Consider the following 14,728-nt stretch of genomic DNA (forward strand, 5'->3'; position numbering starts at 1 on the left):
TTTCACTACGGTGGCGCGGTGACTCCTCCTCCATTGCGCCCCTTGTCCGTTCTTGCGATTCGTCACGGCAGAGGCGGTGGTGCGGCAGTTCCACGGTTGGGCGCGCGCATAGTTGCTGTCGCCGTAGTGGCGTTGGGGGTTGGCGCTCTCGCGGGATGCACCACTGAACCCGAGCCCGCCCCTACGCCCACCGCGGCCTTCGCCAACGAGGAGGAGGCGTTCGCTGCGGCGGAGAAGGTGTACCGGGCGTACAACGATGCGCTGAACGACCGGCGCAAAGGAGTATCCGGCGCTGATCCGCAGCAGTACCTCACCGGAGTCGCACTGGAGAGCGATATCGACGGACAAAACGTCCTACGCGCGGAGGGCCTTCGAATTGAAGGCACTGCCGAGGTGACTTCGTTCGCAGAGGAATCCGCCGAGCTTCAGACCGACCATCCGCGTGTAGTAGGTCTGGTCTGCATTGACGTTTCTGGGGTCTCGCTCATGAGCGAGGCCGGTGTGAACGTGACTCCGCCCGAGCGTGGCGACATAGTCGCCCAAAGGGTTGAGTTTGTTGTTTCGACAATGTCCCTCGTTATTGCGCACGAGGCGACCGCGGAGACGACGACGTGCTGACAGCCGGAGCAGCATTGTGCATGGCCACCGTGATCTGCGTTTCGGTCTCAGTCCCCGCGCCTCGGGTCGACATGAGCTCATGCACCGGCGAACTGGCCTCCGTCGGAGTCTGCGGCTCGACGGATGGTTCCTCCCTCACCATCTCCGGCACCCAGCAGCAGCCGAGCACTGATCCCGGCACCGACTCGAATTGGAGTGATGGCGGTCCGGGCGACGATACGGGTCCGGGTGAACCGTCGGGTCCGAGCCAGGAGGCGATCGACCTCGCGGCATGCATGGACGACTCGGGCACCACGCGCTGTGCGCCGCGCCCGAACCGGCCCGCTCCCCCGGCCTCCGCTCCGTCGACGCCGGGCGCGCCGACGATCACGATCTCTGACCTGGCGCGATTCGCACCGGCATCGATCCGCGCGACCGCCGAACCCGGCAACGTCGGGATCGCCGGGATGCCGACGAACTTCACGGCCGCAGCATCCACGCAGATCCAAGACGGCGAGCTGTTCGGCGTGCCACTGCGCGTGCGGTTTGTCCCGGCCGGATACGACTACACCTACGGCGACGAGAGCTCGGCGACCGTGACCACGCCGGGTCAGACGTGGGAGGCGCTCGGTCAGGCGCAGTTCACGCCGACCCCGACCAGCCACGTCTACCGCGAACCCGGCGTGTACCCGGCCCGGGTGGACATCCGATTCACCGCGCAGGTGGACCTCGGCGGCGGATGGATCGACATTCCCGGGCAGCTCACGACCAGCGGCGCCGCGCAGGAGATCCGCATCCTCCAGGCCCGCACCGCGCTCGTCGCCCACACCTGCCACGAGAACCCGGCCGGCGTCGGCTGCTGAAGAACGCACCACAGCAGCACGCCAACAAGAAAGAGCCCCCCGGCCCCGAAGGTCCGGGCGGCCCTCTTCTGCCCGATGGCTGATCGCTTTCTCGCACGACTCGTACGATCTCGAGGAGGCTCGGCCTTCCGAGAGCAAGTTCGCCTACGGCGCTCTGCTCCTCCAGAGGCAGCCGCCGACCGATCCTCTCCGGCTTAAACTAGACAGGTGCCATGGAGTCGCCGGGTGTTCTCGCTCTCACTAGCCAATCGCACGGCGAAGCTGGTGCAGTCGAGAAGGCGCCCCGGTCGCTTCGAGCTCAGCGTGGATGGAATTGCGCAGTCCGTCGTCTCGATGACCGAACCCACCGCCCTCGAGTACAGCTACACCCAACACATCGCCCGCGCAATGGATGCCGCCACCGAGCCTGGTGCGCCGCTGTTCACCGTGCATCTGGGGGCCGGAGCACTCACGCTGGCACGCTACGTCCAGGCGACGCGCGCCGGATCACCTCAGCTGGTGGTGGAGTTCGAACCCGCGCTCTACGCCGCCGTCATCGACGCGCTGCCATTGCCTCACGGGTCTGACATACGAGTCATCCTCGGTGACGCTCGAACGGTCGCGGACGCCGCTCTTCCGAATGAGAAGACATCGCCGGTGCAGTCATCTCCGTCCCCCGGACTTGACGACGCAGCGAGTTATCGCACCGCAATCGACACCGATTGGGTGGAGGCGTGCTTCACCGTCGTCGATCTCTGGGATGCCGCCGTCATCCGGCATCGTGTGGCCAGCCAGGAGTTCTATCGCCGGGTCGCCGCGCGCTCCGCAGCAGCGGGCGTGGTCGCCGTGAACCTGCTCGACGGGCATCCGTTCGAATACTCACGACGACAGGCCGCGACCCTGAGCACCGTGTTCGATCACGTCGCTGTCGTGCTCGACGCAGAGCCGGAAGATGCGGAAGGGCCACTCGGCAACGTCGTCATTTTCGCGAGCGATGAGCCGCTGGACAAGGTCACCGCCTCCGTTTTGCTCGACACACCGCGGCCTCATCTCCTCCGCGATGGCCCTCTGACGTCGTGGATCGCTGAAGCGCGCATCATGACAGATGCCGACGGCACAGACTCTCCCGATCCGGACGACCCCGTCTGGGGCTAGCGCCGTGTGCGGACGTCTTCCGACAGGACGTCCGCTTCCCGCCAGCGACTCGCCCGCGCGCGGTGTGAAGAGTCGACCCGACATGGCGAAGAGCCGCCCGGACCCGAAGGTCCGGACGGCTCGTCTGCGGTGAGTGCGATGTCGCTTACTGGTACGACTTCACGATCTCGAGGAGGCTCGGCACGTTGGCGTACGCCTCAGCAGCGTTCTCCTTGGTGACGATGATCGGGTCGAGCAGGTACGCCGGAACGACCTTGGCGCCGTTGTCGTACGACTCCTCGTCGTTGACATCGACGGTCTCGCCCTTCTGCAGCTGGCCGACCATCTTGATCGACTGCTCGACGAGCAGCGCGGTGTCCTTGTTGATCGTGGAGTACTGGATGCCCTCCATGATCGACTTCACCGACTCGACCTCGGAGTCCTGACCCGTGACGACCGGAACCGGCTTGCCGGCCTGCTGCACCGAGGTGATGATGGCGCGAGCAAGGGTGTCGTTCGGCGACAGCACGCCGTCGACCACGGTGTCACCGCTGTACGACGAGGTGAGCAGCGTGTCCATACGGTTCTGCGCGTTCTCCGGAAGCCATCCCTCGGTCGCGGTCTGCGCGATCTCGGTCTGCTTCGACACGACCACCAGGTTGCCGTTGTCGATCTCCGGCTGGAGCACGTCCATGGCGCCGTCGAAGAAGACCTTCGAGTTGGCGTCATCCGGCGAGCCGGAGAAGAGCTCGATGTTGTACGGAGCCTCGTGGCCCGCACGCTCGGCGAGACCGTCGAGCAGGGCCTGGCCCTGCAGCTGGCCGACCTTGAAGTTGTCGAACGCGACGTAGTAGTCGACTGCCTCGGTGTTCTCGATGAGACGGTCGTACGCGATCACGTATGCGCCGGCATCCTTGGCCGCCTGCACCTGGGTGGCGAGCTGCTTGCCATCCTTCGCGCCGATGATGATGACCTTGGCGCCGTTGGTGACCATGGCCTGGATCTGGTTCTGCTGCTCGGCGACCGTGTTGCTCGCCGGAGCGTACTGCACGTCTGCCTTGAAGCCGGCCTCTTCCAGGCCGTCCGTGAAGAGCTGTCCCGCGAGGACCCAGTTCTCACTGGTCTTGTCGGGAAGGGCGACACCGATCGAGGAGTCGGCGGCGAAGCCTGCTTCGGCCTCTTCGCCGGATCCCGTGTCGGTTCCGCCGCCGCGCTCACCGGAGCAGCCCGTGAGTGCGAAGGCAGCCGTCGCGACGAGCGCTGTCGCTGTGACGATGATCTTCTTCATGTGATCTCTTTCTGTGTGATGTGACGGATTCTGCGTGCGAGCACTGCGCGGAGAGTCCGCTTACTCGGCCCTCGTCTTGTCGACGGGAGGGGCTTGGTAAGTCCTGTTGGGTTCGAAGGTCGCGGTGGCCTCCGGGTCGCTCCTGCGGCCCGACCGGCGGGTCAGGAGACCGATGAGCGACGGACGGCCCTGCTGCTTGTTCCAGACGTCGATGCCGACCGCGAGCAGGAGCACGAGGCCCTTGATCATCGAGACGACGTCGGCACCCTGGCCGAGCAGAGCGAGACCGTTGTTGAGGAACGCCATGACCAGACCACCGATGATCGAGCCGATCACGGTACCGATACCACCGGCGACCGCAGCACCACCGATGAACACCGACGCGATCGCGTCGAGCTCCCAGCCGGTGCCGTCGTTCGGTCCGGATGCCTGCGAACGGGCGACGAAGATCATGCCAGCGAGTGCGGCCATCATCGACATGTTCATCATGACGAAGAAGTCGACCCAGCGGTCCTTCACGCCGGAGAGGCGTGCGGCCTGGCGGTTGCCACCCACGGCGTAGATGTGGCGACCGAAGACGGTGTTCCGCGTGATGAACGAGTAGATGATCACGAGGGCGAGCAAGATCAGACCCGGAACCGGGAAGCTCGTGCCCGGGCGACCCGTCGCGAACATCCACGCAGCGGCGAGCACGACGACCGAGAGCAGCACGACCTTGACGACGCTGACCCAGAGGGGCGCACTGTCGGAGCCCATCTTGTGCTGCTGGCGACGGGTGCGGATCTCCCAGAAGACCAGCCACGCCACCGCGACCAGCGCGAGGATCATGGTCGGCACGTTGAAGTCCAGCGGGAGCCCGACCTCAGGAAGGTAGCCGGTGCCGATCACCTGGAAGCCCTTGGGCACCGGGATCGTCTGAGCGTCACCGATCCACTGCTGCGCGCCACGGAAGAAGAGCATGCCAGCGAGCGTCACGATGAACGCGGGCACCCCGACGTAGGCGACCCAGAACCCCTGCCAGGCGCCCACCAGGGCACCGACGCCGAGGCCGAGCAGGATCGCCAGCGGCCAAGGGAGGTTCCAGTCGGCCATCGACTTCGCGACGATGATGCCGGTGAAGGCCGCCACGGAACCGACCGACAGGTCGATGTGCCCCATGATGATGACCATCACCATGCCGATCGCGAGGATCAGGATGAACGAGTACTGGTTGATGACGTTGATCAGGTTGCCCGACGTCAGCGTCGCGCCGTTCGGTCCGTTGCGCAGCAGCGTCAGCACCTCGAAGAGGACGATGATGACGATGAGGCTGCCCAGGATGCCGAACTGGCGCAGTGACGAGGTGCCGTTGCTTCCGAACATCTTGCGGATGTCGCCGAAGTGGAAGCCGCGCTTCGTTGTCGTGAGGTCGGTGGTCATGCGGATGCTTTCTGAGTCGCGGAGGTCATGCTGCGCATGAGAGCCTCGGGTGTCGCCTGGTCGGCCGGGATGCAGTCGGTGACCCGACCTTCGAAGACTGTGTAGATGCGGTCGGAGATGCCGAGCAGCTCGGGCAGCTCGCTGGAGATGACGATGACGCCCTTGCCCTGGGAGGCGAGCTCGTTGATGATCGCGTAGATCTCGTACTTCGCTCCGACGTCGATGCCGCGCGTGGGCTCATCGAGGATCAGCAGGTCGGGGTCCGTGAACATCCACCGGGCCAGCACGACCTTCTGCTGGTTTCCTCCCGAGAGCTTGCCGACGCCCTCTTCGACGCTGGGTGTCTTGATGCGCAGCGCCTTGCGGTAGCGCTCGGCGACCGAGTACTCCTCGCGCTCGTCGACGACGCCGCGCTTCGAGATCTTCGACAGCTTCGCCGCCACGACAGACCGCTTGATGGTGTCGAGCAGGTTGAGCCCCAGCACCTTGCGGTCCTCGCTGACGTACGCGAGTCCGTGCTTGATCGCCGAGGAGACGTCGGGGATGGTGATCTCCTGGCCGTCCTTGACGATCTGTCCGCCGAGGAACGTGCCGTAGGAGCGACCGAAGATGCTCATCATGAACTCGGTGCGGCCCGCGCCCATCAGACCGGCGATGCCGACGACCTCGCCACGACGCACGTTGAGGTTCGACCCCTTGACGACCATCCGCTCAGACACGGTCGGGTGCTGCACCCACCAGTCCTTGACCTCGAAGAACACGTCGCCGATCTCGGGGGTGCGGTCGGGGTAGCGGCTCTCGAGCGAGCGGCCGACCATGCCGCGGATGATGCGGTCCTCGTTGATCTCGCCGCGCGAGATGTCGAGCGTCTCGACCGTGCGACCGTCGCGGATGATCGTGATCTCGTCGGCGATCTGCTCGATCTCGTTGAGCTTGTGGCTGATCATGATCGACGCGATGCCCTTGGCCTTCAGACCCAGGATCAGGTCGAGGAGGTGCTGCGAGTCGTTCTCGTTCAGTGCCGCGGTGGGCTCGTCGAGGATGAGGAGCTTGACGTCCTTGTTGAGGGCCTTCGCGATCTCGATCAGCTGCTGCTTTCCGACACCGAGCGTCTTGATGGCGACGTCGGGGTCTTCGCGCAGGCCGACCCGGGCCAGCAGCTCGACCGTGCGCTGACGCTGGGCGCGCCAGTCGATCGCGCCGAAGTGGCGGATCTCGTTGCCGAGGAAGATGTTCTCGGTGATCGAGAGCTCAGGGATCAGCGCGAGCTCCTGGTGGATGATCGCGATCCCGGCCTGCTCGCTCGCCGCGATGTCGCGGTAGCGCTGCTCCTCGCCGTAGAGCAGGATCTCCCCCTCGTACGTGCCGTAGGGGTACACGCCGGAGAGGACCTTCATCAGGGTCGACTTCCCGGCGCCGTTCTCGCCGCAGATCGCATGGATCTCTCCGGCCCGGACGGTGATGGACACGTCGGACAGCGCCTTGACACCCGGGAACTCCTTGGTGATGCTGCGCATCTCCAGGATGGGGCCTGACACGACCGGCAACGTTGCTGTGGTGCTCACAAGATCTTCCTCGCGACGGGCGGTCACCTTCGATGTGACCGTTCACATTGGATTACATAGTCTACGCTCGCTGAGACGGTGTCAAGACCACTCGCGAAAATGTGGCCTTATCGAGGCGCGGACGATTCCCGCGTTCGAAGGGTCGTCTGCAGGGGCCCGAACTGCGGCACCTGCTCACCACGGATCTGCGCGAGCAGGATGCGCACGGCGCGGCGACCCAGCTCGGGGAAGTCCTGATGCACCGTGCTCAGCGTCGGTGCGACATGCGCCGCGACCGGGATGTCGTCGAACCCGACGACGCTCACGTCCTCGGGCACGCGGATGCCGGCATCCCTGAACCCGTGCAGCAGCCCGATCGCCATCTGGTCGTTCGCGACGAACACGGCCGTGAAGTCACGCCGTCGGGCGAGCTCCTGCCCCGCGAAATAGCCGAAGTCGGCCGTCCAGTCTCCGCGGATCGGCGGGAAGGTGGGCAGATCGGCCTCCCGCAGAGCATCGAGGTATCCGCGCATGCGCGACTCGGCCTCGATCCAGTCCTGCGGCCCGGCGATGTGGATGATGTCGCTGTGTCCGAGCCCGATCAGATGCTCGGTGGCGGTGCGCGCGCCCGCGACCTGGTCGGCCGACAGGGTCACCCCGTCGGAGCCGGAGGCCGTCTGCAGCGAGACGAACGGCATCTCGACCGCCATGCCCTTCAGCACATGGAACGCCCGGACCTGCGGGGCGAGCACCACGATGCCGTCGACCTGCTCGCGCGCCAGCTGCCGCAGGGCGTTGCCGATCGCCTCGGGCGTCGTGGCCGAGAGGTTCAGGGTCGAGACCGAGTACCCCTCCTCGCGAGCGGCGTCCTCGATGCCGACGATCGACGACGTCGGTCCGAACTCCCCCACCGTGGCCGAGAGGATGCCGAGCATGTTGGACTTGCTCGTCACGAGCGCCCGCGCCGCCAGATTGGGGCGGTAGTCCAGCACGGCGATGGCGTCGAGGACCTTGGCCTTCGTCTCGGGACGGATGCTGGGGTGGTCGTTCAGTACCCGCGACACGGTCTGGTGCGACACCCCCGCGAGTCTCGCGACGTCGCGGATGCTCGGCATCCGGGCACGCTCGGAGGCAGTCGACATCACAGACCTCCTTGTATGTGCACGGTCACATCGTCTCTTCATTATGTATGCCAGGCGCGCGGAGCGCACCTCGCCGAGGCGAGGATGCGGGCGGGCCGGGTCAGGCGAGGATGCGCGCGCCGGGCACAGGCCCGTGAACGTGCAGCGACTCGAGTCCGTGCTCACGCAGCAGCGACTGGACCTCCTGCGCACCCTCGGGGCTCGGGCAGAGGAGAGCGACGGTGGGTCCCGAACCCGACACGATGCCCTGCAGAGCGCCGGCGTGGATGCCGCGCAGGATCGTGGTCTCCAGCTCGGGCCGCTCGTACAGGGCGGCCTCCTGCAGGTCGTTGTAGATGCTCTCGGACAGCAGCTCGGGGTCGCCGGAACGCAGCGCCTGCAGCACGGGAGCCGGCACCTCGAGCGACAGCGGCGGATCGTCGGCGAGCGAGCCCTCAGCGTCTCGCAGCGCATCGAGTCGCGCATACACGACGGGCGTGGACAGCCCGTCATCGCTCGGGACGAGCACCCAGTCGAACCGCCCCCTCGCCAGCGCGGGATTCAGCTGATCTCCTCGGCCGGTTCCGACGGCGGTGCCGCCGTGCAACGCGAACGGGACGTCCGCGCCGAGGCGGGCGGCCAGCTCATGCAGGCGGGCGGTCGAGAACCCGGTACCCCACAGTGCGTCGCACGCGACGAGAGCGGCCGCGGCATCCGCCGACCCGCCGCCCATGCCTCCGGCGACAGGCACGCTCTTGCGGATCTCCAGCGCCACCCCGCCGTCGTACTCGGCGGCGGTCGCGAGCAGCTTGGCGGCGCGCATCGCGAGGTTGCGATCGTCCAGCGGCACGGTGTCGGGGTCGTCGACGCCCGAGACGGTGATCGAGAAGTCGTCGGCGTGCCGGGCGATCACGTCCTCATAGAGCGAGACCGCCTGGAACACGGTGGCCAGCGCGTGATACCCGTCGTCGTGGCGGCCGCCCACACCGAGATAGACGTTGATCTTGCCGGGCGCGCGCACGTGCACGGAGTCGACGGGGGCGGCGAAGCTCATGTCGGTGTTCCCGTCACAGCTCCGTCGACGTCGCCCACAGGTCGACGTCGATGGCACCGGCCGCCTCGTCGATGCGGCCGAGCTCGTCGTCGGTGAATGCCGGACCGTTGACGGCGGCGATGTTCTCGTCGAGCTGCTCGGGACGCGATGCCCCGACCAGCGCGGAGGCGACGACCGGGTTGCGCAGCGTCCATTGGATCGCCATCTGCGCCAGGGACTGCCCGCGCTGCTCGGCGATGGCGTTGAGCGAGCGGAGGGTCTGCACGGCGGCATCCGACAGCGGCGCATCCGGCAGCGAACCGCGCTTCTGCGCACGGGCGGCCGTGCCGTCGCCGAGGTACTTGTCGGTGAGGAGCCCCTGCGCGAGAGGTGTGAACGCGATCGCACCGACGCCGGACTGCTCGAGGGTGTCGGTGAGGCCGTCTTCGACCCAGCGGTTGAGGATCGAGTAGGCGGGCTGGTGGATGACGAGCGGGGTGCCGAGGTCGGTGGCGACGGCGACGGCCTCGGCCGTGCGCTCGGCGCTGTACGACGAGATGCCGACGTAGAGGGCCTTGCCCTGGCGCACGAGCGTGTCGAGCGCCCCGATCGTCTCGGCGACCGGCGTCACGGGATCGGCGCGGTGCGAGTAGAAGATGTCGACGTGGTCGAGGCCCATGCGGGTCAGCGACTGCTCGGCGCTCGCGAGGATGTACTTGCGGCTGCCGAAGTCGCCGTACGGACCCGGCCACATGTCCCAGCCCGCCTTCGACGAGATGATCAGCTCGTCGCGGTAGGGGCGGAAGTCCTCGGCGAAGATGCGGCCGAAGTTCTTCTCGGCCGAGCCGTAGGGCGGGCCGTAGTTGTTCGCGAGATCGAAGTGCGTGATGCCGCGGTCGAAGGCGTGACGCAGCAGCGCGCGCTGGTTGTCGAGCGGGATGTTGTCGCCGAAGTTCCACCACAGGCCCAGCGAGATGGGCGGCAGGAACAGCCCCGAGGTGCCCACCTGGCGGTACTCGAACTGCTGGTAGCGGCTCTCGTCGGCGGCGTACGGCCGGTGCAGCTCGGGGATGTTCGGACGGAAGCGAGGAGAGTCGGTCACGGTGCCAGGTTAGTCGGTGACGACGGCGTCTTCGATCTGAGCGACGTGCCGCGCAATACGGTGATAGTCATCGACCGTGAGGTCCTCGCCACGAGCGGTCGGCGCGACTCCGGCCGCGATCAGGATCTCGGATGCCGCGGCGGAGCTGCCGAAGAGCTCGGACAGCGCCTGTCGCAGCATCTTGCGGCGCTGGTTGAAGGCGGCATCCACGATCTTGAAGGTGAGTCGGCGTTCGTCCTCTGTGCCGCGCTCGCCCTCCGACCGGTCGAAGCCGACGAGGAGGCTGTCGACGTTGGGCACCGGCCAGAAGACCTGACGGGACACGGTGCCCGACAGCTTCCACTCGCCGTACCAGGCGGCCTTGACACTCGGGGTGCCGTAGATCTTGGAGCCCGGCTTGGCCGCGATGCGCTCGGCGACCTCGGCCTGCACCATCACGACACCGCGCTTCAGGTAGGAGAAGTTCTCGAGGAAGTGCAGCAGCACGGGGACCGAGACGTTGTAGGGCAGGTTCGCGACCAGCACGGTCGGCTCGCCCGGCAGCTCCGTGATGCGCAGCGCGTCGGCGTCGACGACCGTGAGCATGTCGGCGGGAACGCCATGCTCCTCGGCGGTCTGGGCGAGCCGGGCGGCGAGCCGGTGATCGATCTCGACAGCGGTGACGGATGCGCCGGCCTCGAGGATCGCAAGGGTGAGGGAGCCGAGCCCCGGGCCCACCTCGACGACCCGCTCCCCCGGCTGGACGCGGGCGGCGTGCACGATCTTGCGCACGGTGTTCGCGTCGACGACGAAGTTCTGTCCGAGCTTCTTGGTCGGGGTGACGTCGAGCTCAGCGGCGAGGCGGCGGATCTCGGTGGCGCCGAGCAGGGTGACTGTCATTGCTCCATTGTCCCCCACCCCCGCCGGTGTCCGAGCCGCCCAGTAGTCTGCTGTGATGCCCTCCCTCGGTGAACTGATCGCACCACGGCGCATGGGCAGGGATTTCCGCTGGCTGCTCGCGTCATCGTGGACGAGCAACGTCGGAGACGGCGTCGCCCTCGCGGCCGCTCCCCTGCTCATCGCGTCGATGACGTCGTCGCCCATCCTCGTCGCGTCCGGGGCGATCCTGCAGTTCCTCCCGTGGCTGCTGTTCGGGCTGCACGCCGGAGCCATCGCCGACCGGTTCGACCGTCGGCGCCTCGTGATGTTCGCCAACGCGGCACGGGCCGTGGTGCTCGCGGGGCTCTGCGCGTTCCTGCTCACCGGAACCGCGAACATCTGGATCGTGCTCGCCGTGGCCATCCTCTACGGCACGGCGGAGGTCTTCGTCGACACCGCCGGCAGCACGCTGCTGCCGATGCTCGTGAAGCCGGCCGACCTCGGCATCGGCAACGCCCGACTGCAGGCCGGGTATCTCGTCGCGAACCAGTTCGCCGGGCCGCCGCTCGGCGCGTTCCTCTTCGCCGCCGGCGCGGCGTGGCCGTTCCTGCTCGAGATCCTCTGCGTCCTCCTCGCGGTCGTGCTGATCTCGCGCATGGCCCGCACCCCCGTGCCGCCCCGGTCAACGGGAGACGGCGTGAAGTCGCACGTGCACACCGACATCGGCGAGGGACTCCGCTGGCTGTGGCAGAACCCGCCGGTGCGGATGCTGGTGCTGATCATCCTCGTCTTCAACGTCACCTGGGCGGCCCCGTGGGGCGTGCTCGTGCTCTATGCCACGGAGTATCTGAACATGGGCGCGGTCGGCTACGGCGCCCTGACGACCGCCTCGGCGGCCGGAGGAATCCTCGCCACCCTCTGCTTCGGCTGGCTCGAACGCCACGTGTCGTTCGCGACGCTGATGCGCGTCGTCCTCTCGCTCGAGGTGCTGATGCACCTCGCGTTCGCACTCACCACCGCGGGCTGGGTGGCGCTCGTGATCATGTTCGTGTTCGGCGCCTACGCGTTCGTGTGGGGCACGATCTCGACGACCGTCCGTCAGCGTCTGGTCCCCGCCGAGCTGCAGGGCCGCGTGGCCTCGGTCAACATGGTCGGCGTGTTCGGCGGAATGGTCATCGGCCAGGCCCTCGGCGGGGTGATCGCCCAGGTCTGGGGTCTCACGGCTCCGTGGTGGTTCGCCTTCGTGGGCGCCGCGCTGACCCTTGTCCTGGTCTGGAAGCCGATCTCGCAGATCGTCAGTGCCGCACCGGCGGATCAGTCGGTGAACGAGCCGTAGACCCGCAGGGTGTTCGCGGCGAGTCGGGTCGACAGCTCGTCGACCTCGATGCCGAGCTCCGCCGCCATGAACCGCACCGTGATCGGCACGAGATAGGGGGCGTTCGGACGACCGCGCAGCGGCGTCGGGGTGAGGAACGGCGCATCGGTCTCGACGAGGATGCGGTCCAGGGGCGTCACCTTCAGCGCGTCGCGCAGGTTCTGCGCGTTCTTGAACGTGACGTTGCCGGCGAAGGACAGGTGGTAGCCCGCATCCGCGCAGATCCTTGCCATCGCATCGTCGCCGGAGAAGCAGTGGAAGACCGTCCGCTCGGGCGCCCCGACGCGACTCAGCGTCTCGAGCACCGCGTCATGCGCGTCACGGTCGTGGATCTGCATCGCGATGCCGTGCTTCTTCGCCAGCGCGATGTGCGCCTCGAACGACTCGAACTGCGGCGCTCGGCGCTCGGGCTCGGTGCGGAAGAAGTCGAGACCCGTCTCGCCGATCGCCCGCGTTCGCGGGTGCGCCGCGAGCTCGTCGATCACCGCGATGGCCTCATCGAGACGACCCTCCTCGGCGTAGACGGGCGCATCATTCGGGTGGATCGCGACAGCCGCGAGCACACGCGGGTCCGACTCGGCGGCCTCGACCGCCCACCGGGACGATTCGATGTCACCCGATGCCTGCACCACCCCGGCGATGCCCACGGCCGCCGCACGATCGAGCTGCTCGGTCAGCGACAGCGGCTCATCGCCGTCGAGGATCTCGAGATGCGCGTGATTGTCGTAGACGGGCACGGCAAGGGGCTCCGGAGCCGCGGGGTACCGGAGATCCTTGCGTCCGTCGCCGTCTCGCTGCTGCACGTACGTCATGCTCAGGCGGTGGACTCCACGCGCGGGAACAGCGGGGTGAGACCGTTGACGCTGGTGCCGGGACGCAGCACGCCCCAGGCTCCGGCCTCGCGGATCGGCTGGTCCTGCAGACGTCCGAGGCTCTCTGCGGCGCCGAGGGCGACCCAGAGCTTCTCCGTCGACTGCGGCATCACGGGCGAGAGCAGCACGGCGAGCGCGCGAAGTCCCTCGGCGCACGTGTAGAGGACGGTGCCGAGACGGCCGCGCTGAGCCTCGTCCCGTGCCAATGCCCACGGCTCGTTCTCCGTGATGTAGCCGTTGAGAGCGTCGACGATCGTCCAGATCGACGAGATGGCCTCGTCGATGCGGAACTGCTCGATCGCGGCATCCGCATTCGAGGCGGCATCCGCGACGATCCTCTGGATCTCGAGATCCTTCTCGGTGTAGTCGGCGGGCGGCGGTACGATGCCCTCGAAGTACTTCTCGATCATCGCCGTGGTGCGCGAGGCGAGGTTGCCGAAGCCGTTGGCGAGCTCCGCCTGGTAGCGGGCCGAGAGGTCCTCCCACGAGAACGAGCCGTCCTGGCCGAACGCGATCGCCGAGAGGAAGTAGTAGCGGTAGGCGTCGGATCCGAAGACGTCGGTGATCTCGGTCGGCGCGATGCCGGTGAGCTTCGACTTCGACATCTTCTCGCCGCCGACGAGCAGCCAGCCGTGCGCGAACACGCCCTTGGGCACATCGAGCCCTGCGGCCATCAGCAGAGCCGGCCAGATCACCGCGTGGAAGCGCAGGATGTCTTTTCCGACCACGTGATAGGCGGGCCAGCGGCGGTCGAAGGTCTCCTGATCGGAGCCGTAGCCGACGGCGGTGGCGTAGTTGAGCAGCGCATCGACCCAGACGTAGATGACGTGCGACTCGTCCCACGGCAGCGGGATGCCCCAGTCGAACGTCGAGCGCGAGATCGAGAGGTCCTTGAGACCCTGACTGACGAAGGAGACGACCTCGTTGCGCGCCGAATCGGGGCGCACGAAGTCGGGCTGGGTCTTGTAGAGCTCGAGCAGACGGTCCTGGAACTCGCTCAGCTTGAAGAAGTAGTTCTTCTCCTGCAGCAGCTCGAGCGGCTTCGAGTGGATGGCGCAGACCTTGAGGCCCTCGAACGGACCGGTGCCGTCGACGATCTCGGACTCGGGCTTGAACTCCTCACAGCCCACGCAGTACAGCGCCTCGTACTCGCCCGCATAGATGTAGCCACGGTCGTAGAGACGCTGGAAGAACGTCTGCACGTTGGTCTCGTGGCGCTCCTGCGTCGTGCGGATGAAGTCGTCGTTCGCGACGTCGAGCGTCTCGAGCAGGGGGAACCACGCCTCGGTGACGAGCTTGTCGACCCACTCCTGCGGAGTGACGTTGTTCGCGGCCGCGGCACGGAGCATCTTCTGGCCGTGCTCGTCGGTGCCCGTCAGCATCCAGGTGTCATCGCCGCCCTGCCGGTGCCAGCGCGCGAGCGCGTCGACCGCCACCGAGGTGTACCCGTGACCGATGTGGGGCACATCGGAGGGGTAGTAGATGGGCGTGGTGATGTAGAACGATTCGCCTGCGGGCATGGGGACAATTCTAGGTGGGATGC

Annotated in this window: 13 protein-coding genes; 4 read left to right on the forward strand and 9 right to left on the reverse strand. The window is 67.1% G+C overall.

Annotated elements, in window-relative coordinates; all coding sequences use genetic code 11:
* The first annotated feature begins 42 nt into the window (after positions 1 to 42).
* From SOM10_RS10925 to SOM10_RS10935, 3 genes are all read left to right on the forward strand, one after another.
* Positions 43 to 618 (forward strand): hypothetical protein, encoded by a 576-nt coding sequence (locus tag SOM10_RS10925; RefSeq protein WP_320489954.1) that lies wholly within the window; start codon positions 43 to 45, stop codon positions 616 to 618.
* A 71-nt stretch (positions 619 to 689) separates the two neighbouring features.
* A complete protein-coding gene (locus tag SOM10_RS10930) occupies positions 690 to 1,460 on the forward strand; it encodes a hypothetical protein (RefSeq protein WP_320489956.1) in 771 nt (256 codons plus the stop codon).
* A 207-nt stretch (positions 1,461 to 1,667) separates the two neighbouring features.
* Positions 1,668 to 2,594, forward strand: coding sequence for a hypothetical protein (locus SOM10_RS10935; RefSeq protein ID WP_320489958.1), 927 nt, complete (start codon positions 1,668 to 1,670; stop codon positions 2,592 to 2,594).
* A 145-nt stretch (positions 2,595 to 2,739) separates the two neighbouring features.
* Here the strand turns inward: SOM10_RS10935 and SOM10_RS10940 are convergent, their stop codons facing one another.
* The 7 genes from SOM10_RS10940 to rsmA form a co-directional block, all read right to left on the reverse strand.
* Positions 2,740 to 3,861 carry a sugar-binding protein gene (locus tag SOM10_RS10940; protein WP_053097082.1) on the reverse strand — a complete coding sequence of 374 codons (1,122 nt, stop codon included), beginning with the start codon at positions 3,859 to 3,861 and terminating at the stop codon, positions 2,740 to 2,742.
* A 60-nt stretch (positions 3,862 to 3,921) separates the two neighbouring features.
* Entirely contained in the window at positions 3,922 to 5,280 is a 1,359-nt protein-coding gene (gene mmsB, locus SOM10_RS10945; RefSeq protein WP_053097084.1) for a multiple monosaccharide ABC transporter permease, read from the reverse strand.
* A complete protein-coding gene (mmsA, locus tag SOM10_RS10950; RefSeq protein WP_222839478.1) occupies positions 5,277 to 6,797 on the reverse strand; it encodes a multiple monosaccharide ABC transporter ATP-binding protein in 1,521 nt (506 codons plus the stop codon). Before mmsA ends, mmsB begins: the two co-directional genes overlap by 4 nt.
* Before the next feature lie 155 nt (positions 6,798 to 6,952).
* Positions 6,953 to 7,966, reverse strand: coding sequence for a LacI family DNA-binding transcriptional regulator (locus SOM10_RS10955; RefSeq protein ID WP_053097086.1), 1,014 nt, complete (start codon positions 7,964 to 7,966; stop codon positions 6,953 to 6,955).
* A gap of 100 nt (positions 7,967 to 8,066) precedes the next feature.
* A complete protein-coding gene (locus tag SOM10_RS10960) occupies positions 8,067 to 8,999 on the reverse strand; it encodes a 4-(cytidine 5'-diphospho)-2-C-methyl-D-erythritol kinase (protein ID WP_056280016.1) in 933 nt (310 codons plus the stop codon).
* 13 nt (positions 9,000 to 9,012) lie between these two features.
* Positions 9,013 to 10,080, reverse strand: coding sequence for an L-glyceraldehyde 3-phosphate reductase (gene mgrA, locus SOM10_RS10965; RefSeq protein WP_295105049.1), 1,068 nt, complete (start codon positions 10,078 to 10,080; stop codon positions 9,013 to 9,015).
* A gap of 9 nt (positions 10,081 to 10,089) precedes the next feature.
* The gene (rsmA, locus tag SOM10_RS10970; protein WP_320489962.1) at positions 10,090 to 10,959 is read right to left on the reverse strand and encodes a 16S rRNA (adenine(1518)-N(6)/adenine(1519)-N(6))-dimethyltransferase RsmA; all 870 of its coding nucleotides are present in this window, start codon (positions 10,957 to 10,959) and stop codon (positions 10,090 to 10,092) included.
* A 55-nt stretch (positions 10,960 to 11,014) separates the two neighbouring features.
* Here rsmA and SOM10_RS10975 point away from each other — a divergent pair, with 55 nt between their 5' ends.
* Positions 11,015 to 12,274, forward strand: coding sequence for an MFS transporter (locus SOM10_RS10975; RefSeq protein WP_320489964.1), 1,260 nt, complete (start codon positions 11,015 to 11,017; stop codon positions 12,272 to 12,274).
* Here SOM10_RS10975 and SOM10_RS10980 read toward each other — a convergent pair.
* A complete protein-coding gene (locus SOM10_RS10980; protein WP_320489965.1) occupies positions 12,253 to 13,125 on the reverse strand; it encodes a TatD family hydrolase in 873 nt (290 codons plus the stop codon). The genes SOM10_RS10975 and SOM10_RS10980 overlap by 22 nt on opposite strands.
* A gap of 2 nt (positions 13,126 to 13,127) precedes the next feature.
* Positions 13,128 to 14,705 (reverse strand): methionine--tRNA ligase, encoded by a 1,578-nt coding sequence (metG, locus tag SOM10_RS10985; RefSeq protein ID WP_187250516.1) that lies wholly within the window; start codon positions 14,703 to 14,705, stop codon positions 13,128 to 13,130.
* Positions 14,706 to 14,728: the final 23 nt, after the last annotated feature.

The sequence above is a fragment of the Microbacterium sp. CFBP9023 genome (assembly GCF_034045055.1).
Taxonomy (GTDB): Bacteria; Actinomycetota; Actinomycetes; order Actinomycetales; family Microbacteriaceae; genus Microbacterium.